This window comes from Actinomyces sp. Marseille-QA0893 (assembly GCF_976954355.1).
The window spans coordinates 92344-116443 of record NZ_CDRJSY010000005.1 but is presented as its reverse complement, the minus strand read 5'-3'; the positions used below and the strand labels follow the sequence as shown (position 1 = coordinate 116443).

General features: G+C 57.0%; 17 protein-coding genes and 1 tRNA gene. 4 read left to right on the top strand and 14 right to left on the bottom strand.

The window, feature by feature from the left end; all coding sequences use genetic code 11:
* Positions 1–19 precede the first annotated feature (19 nt).
* The 3 genes from ACWNMW_RS07010 to glpA are packed head-to-tail and all read right to left on the bottom strand — an operon-like array spanning position 20 to position 4198.
* On the bottom strand, positions 20–1294 hold the full coding sequence (locus tag ACWNMW_RS07010; RefSeq protein WP_034501564.1) for an anaerobic glycerol-3-phosphate dehydrogenase subunit C: 1275 nt from the start codon (positions 1292–1294) through the stop codon (positions 20–22).
* Positions 1291–2538, bottom strand: a complete 1248-nt coding sequence (glpB, locus tag ACWNMW_RS07005) for a glycerol-3-phosphate dehydrogenase subunit GlpB (protein WP_449490453.1) — start codon at positions 2536–2538, stop codon at positions 1291–1293. Before glpB ends, ACWNMW_RS07010 begins: the two co-directional genes overlap by 4 nt.
* Positions 2531–4198 (bottom strand): anaerobic glycerol-3-phosphate dehydrogenase subunit GlpA, encoded by a 1668-nt coding sequence (gene glpA / locus ACWNMW_RS07000; protein ID WP_449490452.1) that lies wholly within the window; start codon positions 4196–4198, stop codon positions 2531–2533. The genes glpB and glpA overlap by 8 nt, the downstream gene beginning before the upstream one ends.
* 200 nt (positions 4199–4398) lie before the next feature.
* On the opposite strand from glpA, the gene ACWNMW_RS06995 reads away from it, so the two are divergent.
* Positions 4399–6363 carry a M13 family metallopeptidase gene (locus tag ACWNMW_RS06995; RefSeq protein ID WP_449490451.1) on the top strand — a complete coding sequence of 655 codons (1965 nt, stop codon included), beginning with the start codon at positions 4399–4401 and terminating at the stop codon, positions 6361–6363.
* A 143-nt stretch (positions 6364–6506) separates the two neighbouring features.
* On the top strand, positions 6507–9062 hold the full coding sequence (gene pepN / locus ACWNMW_RS06990; protein WP_449490450.1) for an aminopeptidase N: 2556 nt from the start codon (positions 6507–6509) through the stop codon (positions 9060–9062).
* A 98-nt stretch (positions 9063–9160) separates the two neighbouring features.
* Here the strand turns inward: pepN and ACWNMW_RS06985 are convergent, their stop codons facing one another.
* Positions 9161–10411 carry an MFS transporter gene (locus ACWNMW_RS06985; RefSeq protein ID WP_449490449.1) on the bottom strand — a complete coding sequence of 417 codons (1251 nt, stop codon included), beginning with the start codon at positions 10409–10411 and terminating at the stop codon, positions 9161–9163.
* A 172-nt stretch (positions 10412–10583) separates the two neighbouring features.
* On the opposite strand from ACWNMW_RS06985, the gene ACWNMW_RS06980 reads away from it, so the two are divergent.
* On the top strand, positions 10584–12605 hold the full coding sequence (locus ACWNMW_RS06980) for an OPT family oligopeptide transporter (protein WP_449490448.1): 2022 nt from the start codon (positions 10584–10586) through the stop codon (positions 12603–12605).
* Positions 12606–12741: 136 nt separating this feature from the next.
* Here the strand turns inward: ACWNMW_RS06980 and ACWNMW_RS06975 are convergent.
* The 10 genes from ACWNMW_RS06975 to ACWNMW_RS06930 all read right to left on the bottom strand — a co-directional run bounded on the left by ACWNMW_RS06975 (position 12742) and on the right by ACWNMW_RS06930 (position 22128).
* A tRNA-Ala gene (locus tag ACWNMW_RS06975) sits at positions 12742–12814 on the bottom strand.
* A 104-nt stretch (positions 12815–12918) separates the two neighbouring features.
* Positions 12919–13698, bottom strand: a complete 780-nt coding sequence (locus tag ACWNMW_RS06970) for a histidine phosphatase family protein (protein ID WP_314212101.1) — start codon at positions 13696–13698, stop codon at positions 12919–12921.
* On the bottom strand, positions 13695–14117 hold the full coding sequence (gene rsfS, locus ACWNMW_RS06965; protein ID WP_034501577.1) for a ribosome silencing factor: 423 nt from the start codon (positions 14115–14117) through the stop codon (positions 13695–13697). Before rsfS ends, ACWNMW_RS06970 begins: the two co-directional genes overlap by 4 nt.
* 85 nt (positions 14118–14202) lie before the next feature.
* On the bottom strand, positions 14203–14823 hold the full coding sequence (gene nadD, locus ACWNMW_RS06960) for a nicotinate-nucleotide adenylyltransferase (RefSeq protein WP_034501578.1): 621 nt from the start codon (positions 14821–14823) through the stop codon (positions 14203–14205).
* Between the two features lie 12 nt (positions 14824–14835).
* Positions 14836–16116, bottom strand: a complete 1281-nt coding sequence (locus ACWNMW_RS06955) for a glutamate-5-semialdehyde dehydrogenase (protein WP_449490447.1) — start codon at positions 16114–16116, stop codon at positions 14836–14838.
* 2 nt (positions 16117–16118) lie between these two features.
* Positions 16119–17228 carry a glutamate 5-kinase gene (gene proB / locus ACWNMW_RS06950; RefSeq protein WP_299063849.1) on the bottom strand — a complete coding sequence of 370 codons (1110 nt, stop codon included), beginning with the start codon at positions 17226–17228 and terminating at the stop codon, positions 16119–16121.
* Positions 17229–18752 (bottom strand): GTPase ObgE, encoded by a 1524-nt coding sequence (gene obgE, locus ACWNMW_RS06945; protein ID WP_034501581.1) that lies wholly within the window; start codon positions 18750–18752, stop codon positions 17229–17231.
* Between the two features lie 100 nt (positions 18753–18852).
* Entirely contained in the window at positions 18853–19113 is a 261-nt protein-coding gene (gene rpmA, locus ACWNMW_RS06940; RefSeq protein ID WP_009748005.1) for a 50S ribosomal protein L27, read from the bottom strand.
* A 29-nt stretch (positions 19114–19142) separates the two neighbouring features.
* The gene (rplU, locus tag ACWNMW_RS06935) at positions 19143–19463 is read right to left on the bottom strand and encodes a 50S ribosomal protein L21 (protein ID WP_034501582.1); all 321 of its coding nucleotides are present in this window, start codon (positions 19461–19463) and stop codon (positions 19143–19145) included.
* Between the two features lie 175 nt (positions 19464–19638).
* Positions 19639–22128, bottom strand: coding sequence for an Rne/Rng family ribonuclease (locus tag ACWNMW_RS06930; protein ID WP_449490446.1), 2490 nt, complete (start codon positions 22126–22128; stop codon positions 19639–19641).
* 417 nt (positions 22129–22545) lie between these two features.
* Here ACWNMW_RS06930 and ACWNMW_RS06925 point away from each other — a divergent pair, with 417 nt between their 5' ends.
* The gene (locus ACWNMW_RS06925; protein ID WP_449490445.1) at positions 22546–24096 is read left to right on the top strand and encodes a cytochrome ubiquinol oxidase subunit I; all 1551 of its coding nucleotides are present in this window, start codon (positions 22546–22548) and stop codon (positions 24094–24096) included.
* The last annotated feature ends 4 nt before the right edge of the window (positions 24097–24100 follow it).

The following is a 24100-nucleotide window of genomic DNA, read 5'->3' as shown; positions in this document are numbered from 1 at the left end:
GGGGATATTCTCTTTTATTTCAGCCTTCGGGTAGACCGTAGGCCTTGTGAATCAGCCAGATTGGGTGAACAACATTCGCACCGGTTGCCGTGCGAATTTGCCAGCGACAGGTTTCGGTGTCACAGGCCGCGAGTTCAACATTAACCTGCTTAACGAAGTCGAAAACCGGAGCTCCCACAGCCTGGGCGATCGCGTACTTTTCTTTCTTCATTCCGTAGGTTCCGGCAATGCCACAGCAGGGCTGCTGGGATTCCTTCACTGTCACCCCGGGGATCAAACTCATGAGTTCTACAGCAGGCATACCCAAACCTTGCGATTTGAGCTGGCAGGGCGCGTGGTAGGGAATGGTCACGTCGATGCGTTCCATATTCATGTCGAGCTCGCCGCGATCGTAGAGGTCGATGAGGAACTCACAAATGTCCCAGGTACGCGAAGCAACATCTTCAAGTTCAGGGGTATCCATTTCCAAAATGTCGTGAGCCTCATGGCGAAGCATTCCACCACACGAACCAGAAGAAGAGATAATCGGTGCGTCCCGATTCGCCTTGCGCAGGTCATGGGTCAGACGCGAAACGTACTTACGCGATTCATCGTAAAGACCGTTTGACTGCAGAGCCAAGCCACAGCATCCATGCGGCGGAACAAGGACTTCGTAGCCCAAGTGCTCAAGTACCAGCACGGAGTGAATGGAGGTCTCGACCTCAAAGTACTGTCCTGCGCAACCGTGGAAGAAGATCACTTGTCCCTTCGTGCCGGAGTTGGGAAGCGGAGTGTGCTTCTTGAACCAGCTTTCGAAGGTGCGGCCATAGGCACGAGGCATGGGGGCATTGCGGTGAACGCCAATGATCTTTTCCATCGCGACACGAATTGGCTTAACATCCAGCGCCCAGTTGGCGATGGGAGCGAAGGGCGTCATGACGCTACCGATCAGGCCTGTGCGTCCAATGAGTTGGTCGCGAAGCGGGATTCCCTGCTTCTTCTTCATGTCGGTTCGCGCGTGGTGGATCATTTCGGTGACCTTCACGCCCTGAGGACACACCAAAGAGCATGTTCCACACGAGGAGCAGTAGTCGATCGAGTGATCAACGAACTGGCCTTCTTGGCGGTAGCGTTCTGCCTGTGGACCGGAGTACTTCGGGCCAGCGAAAAGATCGGTCACGCGCATGACGGGGCATTGCGTTTCACAGATCGTGCACTTCACGCAGGCGTCAAGGGAAGCACGAAGACCGAAGTCATCACCCTCGAGCCCCAAAACATCGGCTTCTTCGATGCCGGGGACAATTTCCAGACTCATTGAAGAACCTCCACAATCGAATCGGCTGCGCGCAGCGCACTTGCCAGAGCGATACCATCGCCCGACTTTTCCTTCCAGCGCGTTGAACCAGCCAGATTCCCACCAGCCGCATAAACGTTGGAGTAGACAGGACCTGCTCCCGGAGTGCACACGCGCATCTTGTCGTCGACCTCAAAGCCAACCTTGAAGAGAGGCTGTTCACTGCCCCAGAAGTCGCCATTGAGCAAGCTCGTATCAACACCTGTCAGTGGAAGACCCATGACCGTATCCCTCACGTGGCCGTAAGAATCGATCTCAAGTGCTCCCGATTCGAACCCTCCCGCAGCGAGGATCACGGACTTGGTCGGGATCGTGCGAGCGTGCCCAGCGGTCGAGATGGTCACGGATTGCACCTGCTGGTCTTCGACCTCGTATGAAACCAGGGACGATCCCAGCATCACGCGGCAGTTTGCCTTTGCGATCTCGGTGAGTTCCTGGTTCAGGCGCATACCGGGAAGCGAGGGCGGCTGAAGAACAATCTCGAATACGGGCTGGCCGAGCATTTCTTGGATGTCGAGCCAAGCGCCCGGATCATTCAGACCAAGAACGGCAGGAAGGCCAACGGTTTCGCCGGGTCGCACAACTTCCTTCAGAAGTGCAACAAGACGTTCGCGGGTCTCCTTATGGTCCAACGCGCGCGCAAAGTTCGTGCCGGTTGTGTCTCGTTCTTGCCTGCGAATATCAAGATCAACATAGGCCGAACGCGCCACAATCGCTTGCCCGTTGGCGTCTTTTTGGAGACGCATGTTCTCGGCGGCAAGGGAGGGGTAGAAGTCCTTCAGACGCTTGAAACCAACGATCACATAGCTTTGCCCGACGGGGATACCGGCTTGCATCGAAGGCTGGTACAAGGCGGTCGGACGCAGTGCGCCAAGCGCTGTTGGAATACGGACATTCGTATCGGCCGAGCCAAGGAGGCGCTCGGGTCCAAGAAGCTCACGAATCCACTCAAGCGATTGCTCAACACATGATGCCCCGAGGCGTGCATAGGGGTGAGTAGGGTGATCGGCGGCGAGCTGTGTGATTGCCTCTAGCGGGCGCTCAACGAATTCAGGGGCGTACCCCAAGGCGTCGATTGTCCCCTGCCCCAGTTGGAGGCCACCGATTCCCTTGGTGACAAGAGTGACCTGAGCCCCGCGCTGCGCCAGTCGGATGCTTGCAGCAAGACCGGCAAGGCCCGCTCCGATAACGACTGCGTCACGCATGGGTGAGTCCTTCCTTTTCTTCTCCATCTTCCAGGGCTTCTTCCCCACTTTCGACAGCATCCCAGTACGCGCATTCATGAGGAATGGCGTCGGGAGCGGTCGGCAGGTGCTCGACGTCTAGGGTTCCTTCGTGGATCCAGTTGTCCAGAGCAGCCTGACGGGCTTGTTTGCCGAAGAGAATGGGCCACAGTCCGATCCAGCGGTTTTTGAGGAATAGGCGAAGCAGTTCATTTGTCCGAGGCGCGTCGATGTCACCGCGTTCATGTGCAATCCCCGCACTGCGCTGGGAGCAAAAACCGCCCTGGCATGGTCCCATTCCGAGGCGAACTTGACGGCGCACGTCATCGAGTTGACCGCCGGGAAGAACGTCCATTGTGCGTTCGAGCATTTCGCGGGTGACCAGTTCACATTCGCAGATGATCTCTTGGCTGGAGGGAGACTCGCCATGGTGTTCAACATCGTCGAGGCGGTGGCCGATGTAGTAGTTGGAGTGTCCTTCTGCCTCGGGAACAACTTCGTCGGCAGTGCGGCAGGGCCGCTCCTCCCCCATCTGCTGACACATGATGTCGACGATGCGTTCTGCCATGAGGCGGTAGGTCGTGAGCTTACCGCCGGCAATGGTCAAGATGCCATCAACGCCATCGCGACTCAGGTGATCGACGATGTGCATTCCTCGGGCCATGTGACGGGTATCTGATTCGGAGACGCGAGTGTCTTTGATGAGCGGGCGAGCTCCCGCCCAGGCGTGGAGAGCACGGGACTTACGGAAGCCAGGAATCAGGGTTTCTCCCGCGTCAAGCATCTGCTGGACTTGGTCGGCAAGAATGGGCAGCTTGTCGGGGTCTTCCGCGCGCAAGTCGGTCGTTCCGATAATGCAAACGGGATGGACGGGAACCAAGATGTCGCCGTCAGCGGGCCAAATGCAGCGGTTGATGACGTTGTGCGAAAGACGATGATTCATGGCGATCATGATCCCCGCACCGGGGACAACTTCCACTCCATGGCAGTCCGCGAGGGCCGCAATTTGTCCGGCCCAGGGACCACCACAGTTCAAGACAAAGGAACAGTCAATTCGGATGTCTTCGCCCGATCGTTCATCGCGCGCGTAGACCGCTTCGATACGGTCTTGGCTGCGTTCAATCCCGGTTGCACGGGTGTAGGTGAGGATCTCCGCTCCATAGGCAATGGCCGAGCGCGCTGCGCCCCAGACCATACGCCAGCCGTCGACGGTTCCGTCTTGTACTGCGAATGCGCGCTTGAGTCCCGGATCAAGTCGAGGCTCGCGACGAAGCGCCTCGGCGGGAGAAATCTCTTCTGCAGGAACATGAGCGGCTCTGGCGCGAGCGATGAACTGATCGGCGTAGTCTTCATCGTCGACAGAGGTTGTCACGAAGAGACCGCCGGTCTTCTCCACGGCATCAGCATTGATGCGGGAAACGATTGCATTTTCTTCCGCGCATTCGGTTGCCGATTCAGGGTCGGACGCAATGTAGCGTGCGCCTGAGTGGAGCAATCCGTGGTAGCGGCCAGAAGTTCCTTGAGCCATATCGGCCCGGTCAAGAAGAATGGCACGGAATCCGCGCATTGCGACATCGCGGACAACGCCGGCACCGGTCGAGCCACCACCGATGACTACGACATCAGTCTCCATCGTCCTCATAGTGTTACGTTGTTCCTTAGAGAGTTTCTGATTGTTTCCTTATTAATCATGACCCTTTTGGGGCCTCTGCACATCTTCCCAAGGCATGTTGCACATATGTGCACATTACTCATTGAAGCCTGTAATCATTCACAACAAACTTAGGTCTTCCTAAGAAATCGGGCGTGCGCCGCATAGGAGCCGCAACGTACAGTGTCTTTATGACTGAAGAGCAGACCTACCGTCCACAGGACGATTTCTACCGCTACACCAACGGCGAGTGGCTCGCGACCCACGAAATTCCGGCCGATCGCCCCATACACGGAACCTTCCATGAGCTCCTTGATCAATCTGAGCTGTGGGAAAAAGCAATCGCAGAGGAAGCAGCTGCCGGTAAAGTTCCCGGTCACAACGGGGAACTTATCGCCCATTTATACGGAATATTTATGGATGAAGACGCTGCCAACCAAGCAGGATTCTCCCCCATCACTGACAAGCTCACACGTCTGCGAGCAGTAGCGAGCCATGACGAACTCGCAACGCTTATGGGGACCTTCCGCTACGAGGGAATCGCTGGCCTCTTCGGAAGCTACGTCGGCACCGACGCACACAATTCAAGTCAGCACATGCTCGACTTGTACCAGGGCGGCATCTCTCTGCCAGACGAGGCCTACTACCGCGAAGAACAGCATCGCGAAGTTCTCGAAGCCTGGGAGGCCTACGTCGCCAAGCTTTTTACTCTGGTCGGGACCAGTGAAGAAGACGCCATGTCTCACGCGCGTGCTGTGCGCGAGTTCGAAACACAAGTTGCCTCTTTCCATCGCGATGCAGTGTCAAACCGCGATCCGCTCTTAGCTGACCACCCCATGACCTGGAATGAGTTGCGTGAAAATTACCCCTTGTTCCCGTGGGACCTGTGGGCGAAGGCCGCAAAGCTTCCCTTGGAAAAGATCGAGACACTCAACGTGTCACATCCGGAGTTTTTTGAGGGTGCGACTCAGCTGTGGCATAACACCGATCTTGAAGTCCTCAAGATGTGGATGGAGCACTCCCTCATCGACGAGTATGCCTCCTTGCTCTCCGAAGATTTCGTCAATGCCTCCTTCGAATTCCACGGACGAACTCTTTCAGGAACCCAGGAACTGCGCCCTCGCTGGAAGCGCGGCCTTTCCTTGGTCTCTTCTCTCCTTGGCGAGGCCATGGGCGAAATTTGGGTGTCCCGCCATTTCCCGCCCGCCAATAAAGAAATCATGGACGGCCTCGTCCGCAGCCTTCTCGACGCTTATGAGCAAGCACTCACCCACTGCGAGTGGATGGGCGAAGAAACCCGCGCTCAAGCATTGAAGAAGCTCAGTACCTTTACTCCCAAGATCGGCTATCCCGACCAATGGATTGACTATTCATCCTTGCACTTCGATTCAGACTCTCTGGTCGATGCCGTCGAGGCAGCAACCCGCTTCCACGTTCAGCGCCGCTGGGATAAACTCGGTGGCCCCGTCGATCGAAGCGAATGGCACATGACGCCTCAGACCGTCAATGCCTACTACGACCCGACGATGAACGAAATCGTCTTCCCTGCTGCAATCTTGCAAGCGCCATTCTTTGATCCGGATGCAGATGATGCTTCGAACTTCGGCGCAATCGGCGCAGTGATCGGGCACGAGATCGGGCACGGTTTTGACGACCAAGGCTCACGCTTCGATGCGGAAGGTAACTTGGAGAATTGGTGGACCGATGAGGATCGGGAGCGTTTCGAGGAACGCACCAAGCGCCTCGTTGATCAATACGACGCGCTTACCCCACGGGATCTCCAAGGGGAAGAACCCCCGCTCCATGTCAACGGAGCACTCACTCTGGGCGAGAACATTGGTGACTTGGCGGGGCTTTCCATCGCATGGCAGGCCTATGTTGCTCGCCTTGCGCAGAAGGGACTCACCCCGCAATCTGCCCCTGAAATCGACGGGCAAAACGCAGCTCAGCGTTTCTTCACCGCGTGGGCTCGCGGATGGAGGACGGCGATCCGCCGCGAGTACGCCAAACAGCTCCTGAGTATCGATCCTCACTCCCCCGCAGAATTCCGCTGCAATCAGATCGTTGCGAATATGGACCCCTTCGCCGAGGCCTACGATGTAGCCCCCGGTGATGATCTGTGGATCGCCCCCGAAGAGCGCGTCCACATCTGGTAGCCAGGACAACCAAGGTTTCAATTCGATACAACAATTGCCCTTGTGGCGCGGCAAGGTTCGCGCCACAAGGGCAAACATGTAAAAATTAAGACGTTTACGCGCATCCGCGCGTCCTGATCGTCAACACAATCGGAAGGTGAGCAATGCCTGGCCTGAACCTGACGCGCGAGGAAGCCATCCAGCGCGCAGACGTGATCTGCGTAGATCACTATGACGTCGAACTCGACCTCACGCGCGGAGACAAGGATTTCTTTTCGCGCACAACCGTGACATTCAGCGCGACCGAAGGAGAAACAACCTTCGCGGACTTGGTGTCGAACAATGTTCACTCGATTGTCCTCAACGGTGAGCACCTGGATCCGCTCATCCACCAAGATCACCGCATTGCCCTTCCGCAACTTGCTGCACACAATACCCTGACGGTCGAGGCTGACTGCCAGTACATGCACACCGGTGAGGGCCTCCACCGCTTCGTCGACCCTGCTGACTCGCAGGCCTACTGCTACTCCCAGTTCGAAGTTCCGGATGCTCGTCGCGTGTTCACGACATTCGAACAGCCCGATCTGAAGGCGACCTTCACCTTCACGGTAACGGTGCCCGCCGGATGGAAGGTCTTCTCGAACTCGGCGACTCCTGAACCTGAGATGAACGAGTCTTCGTGGACCTACCGTTTCGAAGAGACCGAACGCATCTCGACCTACATCACCGCGATTATCGCCGGTCCCTACCAGGGCGTGACCGACTCACTGGTTTCCAGCGATGGTCGCACGATTCCTCTGGGTGTTTGGTGCCGCGCATCATTGCTTGATTCTCTGGATTCCGATCGGATCTTGGATATCACGCGTGCGGGATTCACTTTCTTCGAAGACGCTTACGGGATTCCTTATCCCTTCAAGACCTACGACCAGATTTTCGTTCCCGAGTACAACGCGGGCGCAATGGAAAACGCTGGCTGCGTCACTTTCCGCGATCAATACATTTTCCGCACTCGTCCCACGACCGCTGACCTCGAAGCTCGCGCGAATACGATTCTCCACGAGCTCGCTCACATGTGGTTCGGCGACTTGGTCACCATGAAGTGGTGGAATGACCTGTGGCTCAACGAGTCCTTCGCTGAGTTCATGAGCCACTTGGCTCTTGCAGAGGCCACCGAATACACCGAAGGCTGGACTGGATTCATGCTCCGCAAGGACTGGGGTATGAACCAAGATCAGCTTCCGACCACTCACCCGATCACCGCTGAAATCCGCGATCTCGCCGATGTCGAAGTGAACTTCGATGGAATTACCTACGCGAAGGGCGCCTCGGTCCTGCGTCAGTTGGTCACTTACGTCGGCCGCGAACACTTCTTTGCTGGTCTGCACGAGTACCTGACGAAGCACTCCTACTCGAACGCAACACTGGCAGACCTCTTGGGCGAGCTAGAAAAGGCATCGGGCCGCGATCTTAAGCAGTGGTCGCGCGTCTGGCTTGAAGAAGCCGGAATCACCCTGCTGCGCCCGCAGATTGACGTCTATGACAACGGTGCGATCACCCAGCTCAAGGTCATTCAGGAGCCCTTCTCCGAAGGGTCGTCACTGCGTCCCCACCGCCTCATTGTTTCGGGTTACAGCCAGGCAGAGGATGGATCTATCGAACGCGTATTCAGCCAAGAGCTTGACGTCGATGGTTCCTCCACCGTTGTCTCCGAGGCAACTGGCATCGCACGCCCCGACCTCATTCTGATTAACGATCAGGACTTGGCATACGCGAAGGTTCGCTTGGATCCGCAGTCCTTGGACTTTGCGATCCGCAACATCGCTCGCTTTGAGGATTCTTTGACCCGAGGCGTGATCTTGGCTTCCGCGTGGGATATGACCCGCGATGGTGAAATGCCCGCGCGCGACTACCTGTTGCTTCTGCTCAGCGCACTACCCGCAGAGCGCAACGCAACCATGCTGCGACTGTACTTGCGCCACCTCGAGCAGGCGCTTGAAACCTATGTTGCACCCGCGCGTCGTCGTGCACTGCAAGAGCGTGTTGCCTCGGCGCTACTCATCATGGCTCGCACTGCTAGCGCTCACTCCGACGAACAGCAACTCTTCGTCCGCGAGCTCGCGCACTGCGCAATTCTCCCCGAGCACTTCGAGGCGGTGCGTGGCCTGTACGAGGGCACCGAAACCCTCATGGGACTCGACCTTGACGTCGACCTGCGTTGGACACTGCTCACGGCACTTGTCCGCGGCGGGGTTGCTGGCGAAGCTGAGATCGCGGCTCTTGAGGCCGAAGACGACACGATGACCGGACATCAGAAGGCAGCTGCTGCCCGCGCTGCAGTTGCCGACATTGCTGTGAAGCAGCAGGTCTGGGACGCGGTCCTTCGTGATACCTCGATCCCGAACGATACTCGCTGGGCGATGGTTTCCGGTTTCTGGGCGCAAGCTCGTACAACTCCCGAGATGTACGTCCCGGTCGTTGCCGATTACTTCGACTCCCTCCAGCAGATCTGGAGAGATCACACCTTCCACATTGCAGAGGACATCGTCACTTTGATGTTCCCGAAGGCCCTCGCCGGCTACGTGGAAGGCCTTGATCTGGTTGCGCAGGGAACGCGTTGGATTCAGTCGCACCAGGATGCCTCCGCGGCCTTGATTCGACTCCTGCGCGAGCAGATTTCAACCACCGAGCGCATGCTCGGCGCTCAGGCGGCTGATGCCTGATCACAGGATTCATCAGTTGGGGGCTGCTTCTTTGGCAGCCCCCAACTTCTTATATTGCTCGGCGATTCGCACCGCACATTCTCCGGTGCTGACTGAACTTACTTGCCAAGGACGGCAAGTTCGTCATCGATTATTCCCGTTCCAGATCCGACGTAGGTCGTCACTCCCATGAGCAGGCCCGTGACTGCCATCGCCAGCAAGGGAATAGTCTCGCTTCCAAGGAATTGGAGGAGGATCCCGAAACCGATAGGGCCAAGCGCAGCAATCACGTAGCCAATGGGCTGCACCAAGGCCGAGAGTTCGGCCGTAACAGCTGCCTCGCGAGAACGGGCGGGAATGAGAGCGATGATTAGGGGAAAGGTGAATCCCCCAATCGCCAAGAAAGACACCCAAAGGAATGCGAAAGACCCGGGCACCAGTAACAAACCGATCCAGCCGGCAAATGTCAGCAGACCGAAAATGATGGAAAGCCACGGGATATGCGTCGCCATGTGATCAATCATGAAGGGAATGACCAGTCCTCCGAGGACTGCCCACAAGTTCACAAGAGCCGTCATGATGGATGCAAATCCAGCAGAGTAGCCGGCATTCATCAAAATTTGTGGGAGAAAAGCGAATTGAACATAAGCGTTTAATGCTTGAAGTCCGAATCCAAGAACCAGAGCAATTGCCGTTCTCGAGTGGTAGATCGGGCGCCGCATGCTCGCTTCAGAGGAGCCAGTTTCCGCGCTTCGGGCGCCTCCATCTGGGGAATCTCGACGAACAAGAACACTGATCTTGATCCAAATTGCGCCTGCAATGACAGCGAAGATCGCCCAACTGGCCAGCGAAGAACGCCAGAGCTGACCATCGTGACCAGAAAGCGGCACGGCGAAAGCAGAACCAGCCGCTCCTCCGATCAACAGGACCGTCCCGTATGTGGTGACGAGCAGCGTTCGTCGTCCGGCCTCGTGGAATTTAATCCAGGCAGGGACAAGGACGTTCGCAAGGGCTGGGCCAATGAGTGCTACGACGCTGAGAAGACAAAAGAGCATGAAGTTGCCCGCCCAGGGGCGCACAAGCAAGCCGAGGCCGCTCAGCGCAGTGCCCGCGGTCAGGACAACGCTCATCCCCCAGCGCTTTGATAGGGGAACCGCAAGAAGACCAACACCGGCGAAGACAAGGCATGGTAGAGCAGAGAGGACTCCGAGCGCTCCCTCTCGAGCCGAATAGGCTTGAGAGATCGTGGATAGAAGTGGCCCGGTCGAGGTCGCTCCAGAGCGCATAGTTAAACTCATGGCAAGAATGCCGACGAATGCCAAGGAAGTCGAAACCGCGGCACGCGAATATGATTTTTGCTGCGCTGTCATTATTTTCCTGTGTTGTTCATTTCATTTTTGGCTCTGGTCAGCAGATTTTCCCAAATTGTGACCATACGTTAAACAGAATTTTCATAAGGCACTTAGACTGTCAATCACTACAAGGACCGACACATATGACCGCAGGGTGCGGCCGATGCGTCAGCACACGGAAAGGATTCACGTGTCTACGCCCGCAACGAGCTCACGCTCGTCACTTAAGGAATTGACCTTCCGCGGAATTGTCATCGGTGGAATTATTACTTTGGTTTTCACCGCCGCGAACGTCTACCTGGGATTGAAAGTCGGATTGACTTTCGCAACCTCCATCCCGGCAGCCGTCATTTCCATGGCAATTCTACGATTTTTCTCGGATCACACTATCCAAGAAAACAACATTGTCCAAACAATTGCTTCCGCTGCTGGAACGCTTTCCGCAGTAATCTTCATCCTCCCCGGTCTGGTCATTGTTGGCTGGTGGAGCGGATTCCCCTACTGGACAACAATGGCCGTCTGCGCGGTCGGCGGCATCTTGGGTGTTATGTACTCAATCCCCTTGCGCCGCGCATTGGTTACGGGTTCGGACCTTCCCTACCCCGAAGGCGTTGCCGGAGCAGAAATCCTCAAGGTTGGTGACTCCCACGAGAAGTCAGCCGATAACACCCTTGGCTTACGCGCAATTATCTGGGGAGCGATCTGTTCTGCTGCAATGTCCTTGCTGTCCTACATGAAGGTTGCAAGCTCATCACTGTCCGCAACCTTCCGCGTGGGTGCAGGTGCAACATCGATTGGCACCTCGCTCTCCCTGGCACTGATCGGCGTTGGACACCTGGTTGGACTGACTGTCGGCATCGCAATGCTGATCGGCATGTTCGTCAGTTTCTTCATCTTGATTCCATACTTCAGTGTCGGACAGATTGACGGTTCACCCCTGTCTGACGTTGTCGACACGGTCTTTTCCAGCCAGGTGCGTTACATCGGCGCCGGCGTCATGGCCGTCGCGGCAATCTGGACTCTTGTCAAGATCATCTCCCCCATCATCAAGGGAATCCGTGACGCCATGCGCTCTTCTCGCACCCGTCACGAGGGCGGCGAACTCGACCAGACCGAACGCGATATTCCGATTACCATCGTCGCCTTGGTCATTGTTCTATCGATGATTCCCGTAGGTGGCTTGCTGTGGATCTTCACTCACGGCACCGAGATCGCGCACAATACAGCGATGCTTATCGCTGTTTCCGTGATCTTCACTCTGCTCGCTGGACTCTTGGTCGCCGCGGTGTGTGGTTACATGGCTGGCCTCATCGGTTCGTCAAATAGCCCCGTTTCAGGCGTGGGTATTTTGGTCGTGGTCTTGACCGCTCTGGCAATCGTTGCGGTTCACGGTCACGGCTCCTCTGCTGCAGAGACAACAGCCCTGATCGCCTACACACTCTTTACCGCAGCGATTGTCTTCTGCATCGCAACAATTTCGAACGACAATTTGCAAGACCTCAAGACCGGTCAGCTTGTGGGCGCAACTCCTTGGAAGCAGCAGGTGGCTCTGGTCATCGGTGTTGTCTTTGGTGCTCTCATCATTCCTCCGGTTCTGAACCTGATGCAGAACGCCTTCGGCTTCCAGGGGGCTCCTGGAGCAGGTCAAGATGCACTTGCTGCCCCGCAGGCCTCTCTTATTTCTTCGCTGGCTCAAGGCGTTGTGGGCGGCACTCAAGACTGGAGTCTCTTGGGCCTGGGCGCCATCATCGGTGTGGGCGTCATCATCATCGATGAGGTTCTCAAGCTGAGCTCGAAGGGTCGCTTTGCTCTTCCGCCTCTCGCGGTCGGCATGGGCATGTACCTCCCCGCTTCGTTGACCATTCTTATCCCCGTTGGCGGCGTCATCGGTTTCTTCTACGACCGTTGGTCCGCAAAGCGCAAGGATCCCGAACGCGCACGCCGTATGGGCACGCTCTTGGCAACCGGCCTGATCGTCGGCGAGAGCCTCTTCGGCGTGATCTACGCCGGAATCGTTGGGGCTGCAGGAAACGACGAGCCTTTGGCCATCGTCGGGGATTCTTTCGCCACTCCCGCGACCATCATCGGTGCCGTCTTCTTCTTCGGTTCAATCTTCGCGCTGTACCGTTGGACAAGCGGCATGGTTTCGCGCACAGATAGCACTCCTGCCATCGACGAGGCAGAGGCTGAGGAAGCACTTGACGTGCACTAAATCCTCGCCTACTTTTAGGGGGGAGCCGGCAATGCTGGCTCCCCCTCTTTTTGGCCTAGACGGAGAGCAGACGAGGTGTATGTCCACCTTGGCACATACAAAAAACCGCTTGGCAATTGCCAAGCGGTTTTGTTTGTGGAGCTAAGGGGATTCGAACCCCTGACCTCTTCCATGCCATGGAAGCGCGCTACCAACTGCGCCATAGCCCCAGGGTCGTTGCGATCTCTCGCTCGGACCTGTTAAGAATAGCGGACGAAGTCGCCTGAGGCAAAATTAAGGAGCTGTGCGAGCTGACACATTTGCCTCGATACAGTTATGCGCCGAAGACCTCCGGGGCAGCCCCGACGTTGTGCGAGGCCAAGCGCCAACGTGCAGCGCCAGATGCCCCCGAACCGCCTCCGCCAGCAAGGACAAGTTCAGACCAGTGCACATTATCGACACCGCGGATACAGTCGAAGTCTCGCGGATCTAGACCGATCGTGGACATGACACCACGGGCAATAGCCGCACCGTGAGAAACTGCAACCAAAGTACCGCCTTGAGGAACAGACTCAGCGTGTTCAAGCACGGCCTCGCGAACGCGATCTCCCACAACGCCACCGGGTTCAACCCCCGCACCCGCGCTCTCCCCCGTCTGGCGCCATTCAAGCAGCCACTGCGGGTATTGCTCTGCGATCTGGTCGAAATCCAATCCTTCGAAAACACCGTAGGAGCGTTCAAGAAGTCGCTTATCGATCGCGATCTCCCCCACCTCAACACCGAGAGCATCAAGTTCGCGCGCCAAGGCTTGAGCGGTATTCAAGGCGCGTTCCAAGGGCGAAGACACAATCCTCACTTCCGAGGCAGACACGTAATCAGCATTCAAACCGCCAATACGGCCACCCCCAGCGAGGCGCTTTGCCAAAACTCGTCCGCCTTCGAGTGCCTGCTCGTGCCCAATGCTATTGAGCGGGATATCAATGATCCCTTGAAAGCGGTGCTCGACGTTGTAATCGGTTTGTCCGTGACGGAGAAAGACGATCCGACGGGCGCCACTAATGCGCGAATAACCAGCCACGGCCTCGGCAGAAACTTCAGTTTCCTTGGTGCTCACTCTTCAATCCCCTCAATCACTTGTGCGGGAGTCATAACCGGTCGCACTGCACCGGGAGCCACATCGGGAAGTTCTAGATGAGTGATCCTTTGATCAGCCCACAGCCTCTCAAGGGCGTAGAACTCGCGATCTTCTTGGCTCATCACGTGGATCACAACATCGCCATAATCGGCCAGAACCCACGTTCCTTCGCTGCGTCCTTCAATGCGTTTGGGAACGACATGCCAGTCGCGCCCGATCTCATCCATGATTTCTTCGGCAATCGCGCGAACTTGACGCGATGTTGGAGCAGAGACCACCAAGAACGACTCTGCGATCCCGAGACGCTGAGAGACATCAATCAACACAGGATCCTGGGCAAGCTTATTGGCAGCGCCTCGAAGCGCACTTGTGATGAGATCGTCGCTTTGAACGTCCACAGTTATCCTTTCGTTTCTTTCAGTCTGCCATTATCTGGTCTCGCGAGCCACCGAGAGCGCCGACGGCCGGCGGGTGCATCGCACTTTAGCGCTCGGCACGATACAGACGGTACTTATTGATGTATTGAACGACGCCATCGGGGACGAGGTACCACACCGGTTTATTCCGCTCGACGCGCCTTCTACAGTCTGTCGAGGAAATCGCCATTGCCGGAACTTCCAGCAAAGACACGGAGGATGCGGGGAGTTTCTTCGCATCGAGGACGTGCCCGGGCCGCGTCACCCCAATGAAATGGGCCATTTCGAAGAGGGAATCAACGTCCTTCCACTGAACGATCTGCGTCAGGGCATCTGCTCCCGTAATGAAGTAGAAATCTGCATCCGGATAGATACCTTTGAGATCACGCAAAGTATCGATCGTGTAGGTCGTTCCACCGCGGTCGATATCGACCCGGGAGACCGAGAAACGCGGGTTCGATGCGGTTGCAATTACCGTCATCAAATAGCGATGTTCCGCGGGAGTAACCCTCCTACCCGCTTTGAAGGGCTGCATTGCGGTCGGGACAAAAATAACCTCATCGAGTTGGAAGACATCCATAACCTCGGATGCAGCCACGAGGTGCCCGTGGTGGATGGGGTCAAAGGTGCCGCCCATGATCCCGATTGAGCGTCGGATCTTTCCCGAGGCCGCGTCCAGAGTTGGCATACTCCCCTCCCTTTACTTTCGTACCGCTCCGTCACCTTCAATAATCCACTGGCTGGTTGTCAGCTCAGCCAATCCCATTGGGCCTCGCGCGTGAAGCTTTTGGGTGGAGATGCCGATCTCGGCGCCCAATCCCAGCTGACCGCCATCGGTGAAACGTGTCGAGGCGTTGATCGCAACAGCCGCACTATCAACGTTGGAGCGGAAGAAGTGCGCTGCCTTCAGTGAGGGAGTGCAGATCGCCTCGGTATGTCCAGAAGAGTATGTGCGAATATGCTCAACTGCTTCTTCGATCGAATCAACAACGCGTACGGCCAAATCCATCGAAAGGTACTCTGTTGCCCAGTCTTCTTCCGTTGCAGCGCAGATCAGCTGCGAACTGACTAAATCGCCCAAAGCCGCGCACTCACGGGTAGCCTCGTCAGCGTGAATCGTCACTCCCGCAGCAGTGAGTTCTTCAAGAGCAAGAGGGAGGAACGAAGCGACCATATCACGGTGCACCAGAAGTGTTTCTGCAGCGTTACAGACGCCGACTCGTTGGGTCTTCGCGTTCATGATGATGGCCAGCGCAGCTTGAACGTCAGCGCCGCTATCAACATAGACGTGACAGTTTCCAGTTCCCGTTTCAATGACGGGGACGGTGGATTCTTCGACAACAGCGCGGATCAGGCCCCCGCCGCCTCGGGGAATAAGAACGTCAATGCCACCGCGTGCGCGCATCATCGCACGTGCACCCTCACGTCCCCAGGAATCAACGGTCTGGACCAAGTCGGCCGAGAATCCACATGACTCAATTGCCCGACGAATGACCTTGACGAGGGTCTCGTTTGTCGAAAGTGCAGCGCTTCCACCGCGAAGGATCACGGCGTTGCCCGACTTGAGGGCCAAGATGGAAGCATCGACGGTCACATTGGGACGCGCCTCGTAGATCATGCCGACAACGCCCATCGGAACGCGAATCTGGGAGACACGCAAACCGTCTTCGGTGCATCCCCCACGAATAATTGTTCCAACCGGATCCTCAAGGCCAACGACGTCAAGAACGGACTGTGCGATAGAGCGCACGCGAGAGTCATCAAGACGCAGACGATCAACGAGGCCTGCAGCCATCCCCTTGTCGAGGGCACGCTCACAATCGCGTGCATTCGATTCGAGGATCTCTTCCACCTCAGCGATCAGAGCAGCAGAAATTGCCCGCAATAGTGCGTTACGCTGTGCACTTGTCGAGGTGGCAAGTTTGCGCTGCGCACAGCGTGCACGATCGGTCAGCTCAAAAATATCCAGTTCGTTACTCACCTTTACTCCTGAACAAGAACGGCAAGATCGTCGCGGTGAACAGCCGGACGCATATGTTCCTTCTGTTTTTCTTCCTGCTTATGACCCATGAGCTTGGCTAAGCTATCTGAGTCGTAGCGGGAGATCCCTCGAGCAATCAATCCACTGTCATCAACAATATCGATGACTTCTCCCGCCGAGAAGACCCCAAGAACGTCAGTAATACCCGCGGGGAGAAGAGACTTCTTTCCCCGGGTAATCGCGCGGCGCGCGCCGGCGTCAATCAGTATCTGCCCCGCAGAGGGAGCAACGTGGGCGATCCACAAGGTGCGCGAGGCGGGACGGTTTCTCGTGGGTTCAAACCACGTACCCACCGTTTGTCCGTCAAGAACCTCGTTCAAACGATCTGCGCTGGTGAGGATCACGCCGATCCCTCCGTGCTGGGCCATGGAGGCTGCATGGAGCTTTGTCGCCATTCCGCCTGTCCCCACGCTGGAACCGGCTCCGCGCACGTCGATTCCACCAAGTTCATCGGTCGCGTTAACCTCGGTGATCAAACGAGCCCCGGGCTGCGAGGGAGGTGCTGTATACAGTCCATCAACGTCTGTCAGCAAGACCAAGACATCCGCACCAACCATCTGCGCCACGTATGCCGCAAGCCGGTCATTATCACCGAAACGCACTTCACGAGTCGTGACCGCGTCATTTTCATTGATGATCGGCACGACCCCAAAAGCAAGGAGTTTATCGAGTGCAGACATTGCATTCGTATAGTGCTCGCGCTGCATGACGTCGGCTGCGGTGAGCAAAATCTGCGCGACGTGGAGGTGGTGAGCTTGGAATGCGGATGACCAACGCGCCATGAGATACCCCTGGCCCATTGCCGCGGCCGCCTGGACGCTTGCTAGGTCCTTAGGGCGCGAGGAGAGTCCAAGAGGCTCAAGGCCCGCTGCAACAGCGCCCGAAGAGACGATCAGAATCTCACAGCCTCGCCGCGCTTTGGCAGAAACAAGTCTGGCGACAGAGTCGATTCGATTGAGGTCAAGTCCGCCATCTTCACGGGTCAGCGAAGAAGAACCAATTTTGACAACAATTCGGCGCGCCTGCTGCACCGCGATGTGCCTTGGAGTCATTTAGCGCTCATCCTCCGGATCAGTCCATACGCCAGTCGAGCGCTCGGTCCACAGTTCTTCTCGCGCTGCAGACTTCGCGTCCATCATTTCGCGGTAACGCTCACGACGCTGGGCGGTCGTGCGGCGCTCGTTGCGGTCAAGCCTAAGATCAGTGCCTCGCTGTCCGAGTAGTTCCGGTCCGGTTGTCAGCGTGGGTTCCCAATCAAAGATCACTCCCCCGTCGAGGCGACCGATGACGACGGTATCGCCGGCGTGAGCGCCCGCCTTCATGAGCTGATCTTCAACCCCTGCTCCCGCAAGGCGATCGGCAAGGTAGCCCACGGCCTCGTCGTTGGAAAAGTCGGTTTGCACCACCCAGCGTTCGGGCTTGGTTCCACGAATCTGGTAGACGAGTTCACCGGCATGTTCAACCGCGCGCACCGTGATTTCGTCCTTGCTTCCCACCGGACGAGGCCGCAGAACCTGACGTGCAGATTCAATCTGGGGCAGCTTGGCGCGGTGCTCGTCAACAAGGGAAGCGAGCGCGAAAGAAAGTTCTTTAAGGCCCTCGTGGGTCACTGCGGAAACCGCGAAGATTGGCCAGCCGAAAACCTCGAGATCCGGGCGAACGATATCGACAAGATCGCGGCCATCGGGAATATCGATCTTGTTGAGGACGATGACGCGGGGGCGCTGCATGAGGGGAACATAGCCCTCAATTTCGCCCAGATCACCCTCGTATGCGGCCAGTTCGGCTTCAATTGTGCGTAGGTCAGAGACGGGATCGCGATCGACTTCAAAAGTTGCGGTATCGAGAATGTGCACAATGACAGCGCAGCGTTCGATATGACGCAAGAAGTCCAATCCCAGTCCCTTACCGCTGGAAGCCCCGGGAATGAGTCCTGGAACATCGGCGACGGTGTAGCGAGAATCTCCTGCTTGAACGACCCCAAGATTGGGAACAAGCGTCGTGAAAGGATAGTCGGCAATCTTGGGGCGCGCGGCGGACATCGCTGCAATCAGTGAGGATTTGCCTGCCGAGGGGTAGCCGACAAGGGCAACATCAGCAACAGACTTGAGTTCAAGAACGACATTGTGTTCTTCCCCTGGCTCTCCAAGGAGCGCGAACCCGGGAGCCTTACGCTTTTTCGAGGCGAGCGCCGCATTGCCCAGGCCTCCTCGGCCGCCTTCGGCAATGACGAATCGACTTCCCGCGCCGGTGAGGTCAGCAAGCAGCTCACCGCGCTTTGACTTGACGACAGTGCCGTCTGGAACCGGGAGGATTGTATCCGCACCGTTCCTTCCCTGACGGAAGTCACCCATGCCTTGAGTACCGTTTTCCGCTCGCTGGTGGGGATTGCGGTGATAGGTCAGAAGAGTGGTCACCTGCGGGTCTACCTCGAGGATGACGGAGCCGCCGTTACCACCGTTACCACCATCAGGGCCGCCCAGGGGCTTAAATTTCTCGCGCTTGACCGAGGCGACGCCGTGGCCGCCGTTGCCTCCCTGGGCGAAAATCGTTACTCGATCGACAAAGCTTGCCACTGTGGTGTCCCCCGTCTTGGCCAGTGCGCACCAGCGCGAATCAGGATAGTGAAAAGGGGCATCCGGCCTTGTGCCGGACGCCCCCAATCAGCGGTCGGTCTCAGGCAGAGACCGGCTCAACGATGTTGACAACCCTACGGTCACGACGGGTTGCGAACTCAACCGCACCCGCGCGCAGCGCGAAGAGGGTGTCGTCCTTGCCACGACCAACGCCCTCACCGGGGTGGAAGTGGGTGCCGCGCTGACGAACGATGATTTCGCCGGCGTTGACCAGCTGGCCGCCGTAACGCTTGACGCCCAGTCGCTGGGCGTTCGAGTCGCGGCCGTTGCGGGAGGAGCCAAGGCCCTTCTTATGTGCCATCTCGACGTCTACTTTCTATATCGAACGGTTCAGGCGATCTCAGTGATCTTAATAACCGAGAGCTTCTGGCGGTGGCCCTGACGCTTACGGTAACCGGTCTTGTTCTTGTACTTAATAATGGAGATCTTCGGGCCCTTAGCAGAGTCAACAACCTCTGCCTTGACCGTGACCTTCTCCAGTGCGCTGGGCTCGACGGTGATTGCATCGCCATCGACCAGCATCAAAGGCTGGAGTTCGATGCTGGCACCAATTTCATCTGCCAGCTTGTCGACGACGACGACGTCACCGACGGACACCTTTTCCTGCCGGCCGCCGGCCTTGACGATCGCGTAGACCACGTTGAAGCTCATCTCTTCTCGAAAACTTGGACGGACTTGGCTTCCACGTTCGAACAACGTTCCTCTTCAAGAAACACTAAGCCCGTTGGCGCTCGTTGCGCCGACGATCAAATTTAGCTGAAAATCGACTCTCAAGCAAACCGCTAGAGCGAAAACTTTCAGAATTTGGGTGTGTGCTTGGGCACTGTTACTGTTCTTCACCCGGTGCGGCGGGCGCACTAACAGCGACCCGACGCCGCCGAGAGCGCTTAATGGGGGCGCTGTCTTCGGAGCGAGCAGGCACATCGATCACAATGTCATGAACGCTTTGGACTGCAGCAACAGGAGCAGCCGGCTCAGGAAGATCAAGATGAACCGTTACTGGTTCACTTGCTTCGATTGCTGCACGACGCCTGCGGCTTCGTCCTGGACGTGCTGGTTTTTCCCGAGTCTGCGACGAGGCAGCCACCGACTGTGCACTTCCCTTTTCCTCACGCTCAGAGTCACTCGCGAGCTGGGCGGGATCATTTAGCGCTACAGGTGCCGCCTCAGGCTTTTCTTCAGGCGTAGAGACCTCGGCGCTTTCTTCCACTTGAGGACGCGTTGCCCGGCGAGAACGACGCGGACGCTTTGCCGGCGTGGCGTTCACCCCAGACTGTTCCTCCGCTGCGGGCTCATCCTTCGGTTTGGATGCTTCAGCCTCGTGAACGCTGGAATCAGAGTCCTTTGCCGAAGGTTGTTCGCTGTGGGCACCTGATTCCTGGTGGGATGAGGAATCATCGCGCACAGTCGCCGCAGCAATCGCAGTGAGCGCTTCTCGAGCGCGTTCATGTTCGGGAGACTCCTCAACCCGGGCGCGGGTTTGAGTCTTCTTCGAACGCTTCGGTGCTTCCTCAGTGGCCCCTTGGATTTCAACGGGATGCTGGTGAACAATGAAGCCGCGACCTTCGCACGCCTCGCAGGTGGTCGAAAAGGCTTCAACGAGCCCCTCCCCCACACGCTTACGCGTCATCTGCACCAAACCAAGAGAAGTAATCTCGGTGACTTGGTGACGAGTCCGATCGCGTCCCAAGCATTCAACCAGGCGACGCAAAACCAAATCTCGGTTAGATTCCAAGACCATATCGACAAAGTCGATGATGACGATGCCGCCGATATCGCGCAGCCGCAGCTGACGGACGATCTCTTCTGCGGCCTCGAGATTGTTGCGCGTAACGGTTTCTTCCAAAGTTCCGCCAGCACCGATGAACTTACCGGTATTGACATCGATAACCGTCATTGCTTCGGTTCGGTCAATGATCAAGGTGCCACCACTGGGCAGCCACACCTTGCGATCCATTCCCTTGGCAAGTTGCTCATCCACGCGGTAGGCATGGAAAGCGTCCTCGGTTCCGACCCACTTGTGAACTCGGTCAGAAAGCTCGGGCGAAAGCTCATCAACGTAAGATTTCACCGTCTCATAGGTCTCATGACCTTCAATAATGAGTTCGGAGAAGTCCTCATTGAAGATGTCACGAACAACGCGGACAGCAAGCTCCGGTTCGCCGCGCAGAAGGACCGGTGCATTCTTCGTCGAGGAAAGCTTGGACTCAATATCGTCCCACTGCTTGCTCAGACGACGAACGTCATCGCGGATCTGTTCTTCACTTGCACCTTCGGCAGCCGTTCGCACAATCACGCCCGCAGAGTCAGGGACGACCTGCTTGAGGATCTTCTTCAAGCGAATACGCTCACGTTCGGGGAGCTTGCGGGAAATACCCATCATGGAACCACCGGGGATCAAAACCAGGTAGCGTCCCGCCAAAGTGATTTGGCTAGTCAGACGCGCACCCTTGTGCCCGATGGGATCCTTCGTCACCTGAACAAGGACAGGATCGCCTGGTTTAAGAGCAGATTCAATGCGGCGAGGCTTTCCTTCCAAGCCGACAGCATCCCAGTTGACTTCGCCTGCATACAGGACCGCATTGCGCCCCTTGCCAATATCAACGAAGGCAGCTTCCATTGAGGGAAGAACGTTTTGAACGCGTCCCATATAGATATTGCCGACGGCAGTCTTTTGGGTACGGCGCGCAACATAGTGCTCAACCAAGAGGTCGTCTTCAATAATTGCGATCTGATCGAGTCCACCTTGGTCACGAATGACCATCTTGCGGTTCACGGACTCGCGTCGAGCCAAAAATTCGGACTCGGTGATGCGATGATGACGACGCCCTTCGCGGCGCCCTTCTTTACGGCGCTGCTTCTTTGCTTCCAGACGCGTCGAGCCCTTAAGGGCTTGAACTTCATCGTTAACGTCTTGAGCTTCGGATGCGCGTACGCGGCGACGACGGCGACGACGGCTTGTTTCTTCGCCGCCTTCTGTAGTTTCTTCGTTTTCCGAAGATTGAGCGTCCTGCGTTACCGCTTCTTTTTCCGAGGCCGGAGCTTCTTCTTCTGTCTCCTTGCGCTTCGCACGACGACGCCTCGTCTGCGCGGGTTCGACGGAAGCTTCCTCCTCAGTTACCTTCTTGCGCGTACGTGTACGCTTCTTGGGCGTCGCTTCCTCAGCATTTTCTTCACTCCGCGCCGCGCGGGTGCGTGAACGACGCTGAGGTTTTTCTTCACTTTCTTGCTGGGGCACACTTGGCGGTGCAGAAAAAGTCGGTTCCTGGAATGTCGGAGCCTGGAAAAGCAGGGTTGCTGCTGGCGTTTCAGGCATGGCCTCTTCTTTCACAATGTCAGTATGTTGACCGAGCTCGCACTGCTGGGTCTGTATTTACACGCGTTTAAGCGGAAGTCTCTTCGAAGTCGCATGAGGCGACCACAGGCATGCGCGTTTTCAAAGAAACATGCGCTGTGATGATCAGAGAGTGCGCTCCAACCATTTCGTCTTCCCTATTGTCTCATAGGGTGCGCAGGCATGCTTGAGCTGCCATTCGGCGGTTCGCACCGAGCTCAATGCGTCACCCATGGAGCCGCTGAAGAAAACGACACAGTGCCCTGATTATTCAGAAAAGCAGCATTTTAGACGGTTGCGTTCTATATTTGTTGACACAACGTCGTTAAAGTTTTGCCACATCTGTGACGAACTTATGACACACCCTGAACACAATTTCCCTGAGACAGGATTATGACCATGACCTTTGCTCCAGCTGCACTCGATGCGCTGACACTGGGACGATGGCAATTCGGTATCCTGACCGTTTACCACTTCGTCTTGGTTCCTCTCACCATCGGTCTGTCGCTCCTGGTCGCAATTATGCAGACCGTGTGGCACAAGACAGGTAAAGAGGAATGGCTTCAGGCAACCCGTTTCTTCGGCAAGTTGCTCTTAATCAACTTCGCCCTCGGTGTTGCCACCGGTATCGTGCAGGAATTCCAATTCGGCATGAACTGGTCGGAGTATTCCCGCTACGTTGGCGACATCTTCGGTGCTCCGCTCGCTGTCGAGGCCCTTTTGGCCTTCTTCCTTGAATCAACCTTCCTGGGATTGTGGATCTTCGGTTGGGGACGCCTCTCCAAGGGCTGGCACCTTGCCTGCATTTGGTTGGCATCGATCGGAACCATGATCTCCGCCCTGTGGATCCTCGGAGCAAACTCCTGGATGCAACACCCCGTAGGCGCACGATTCAACCCCGAAACCGGGCGTGCAGAACTGGATGGAGCCGCAGGCTTCCTCAAGGTCGTTGCCAACCCGGTTCTTGTGTGGGAATACACCCACGTCATTACCTCCGCATGGCTCGTTGCCGGCACCTTCGTTGCAGGTCTTTCCGTGTGGTGGATGACTCGCGCAAAGCGCCTCGGCGGTGAAGAAGGCGCAAAGGAAGCCGCACGCATGTGGCGCCCGATCGCGCGCTTCGGCCTCGCCGTCATCCTGATCGGTGGAATCGGAACTGCAGTAACCGGCCACTTCCAAGGCCAGGAGCTGGTCGAGATTCAGCCCATGAAGATGGCAGCTGCAGAAGGTGTCTGTGTCGATACTCAGGGCGCAGCATTCACCGTTGCACAGTTCGGCGAATGCCCGCTGGGTGAAGATGGTGCTCAGCCCACCAAGTTCATCGAAGTTCCCGGCGTTGCCGCCTTCATGTCGCACAATTCTTTCTCGGCCAACGTTAAGGGCGTTGCCGACGAGCAAAAGCGCATGGTTGAACTCCTGAACTCGAATGCGGACTTCGTCAAGACCTATGGCGATGCATCCCAATATGATTTCCGTCCCCCGCAGATGGTGACCTTCTGGTCCTTCCGAATCATGATCGGCCTGGGTGCCTTCTCTGCTCTCTTGGCGCTGTGGGGCCTGTGGGCAACGCGCAAGGGACAGGTTTCTGCATCGAAGGCGTTGGGAACTTTCGCGCTTGTCTCCATCCCGATGCCCTTCCTGGCTGCGTCCTTCGGTTGGATCTTCACTGAAATGGGACGCCAGCCTTGGGTTGTTGTTCCTAACCTCGCAGGACTTGAAAGCGGCGATCCCATCGGCTCGGTCATGATGATGACTTCCGCTGGCGTCTCGAGCGCTGTCCCTGCTTGGCAGGTTCTCTTCTCGATGGTTGTCTTCACGATCGTTTACGCAGTCCTCGGCGTCATTTGGTTCATCCTCATGAAGCGCTACGCCGCCGAAGGCCTCCACTCCCGCTCCAAGGACGCATCCGATGAGGAAGCGACCGCTGGCGCACTCTCCTTCGGGTACTGAGGAA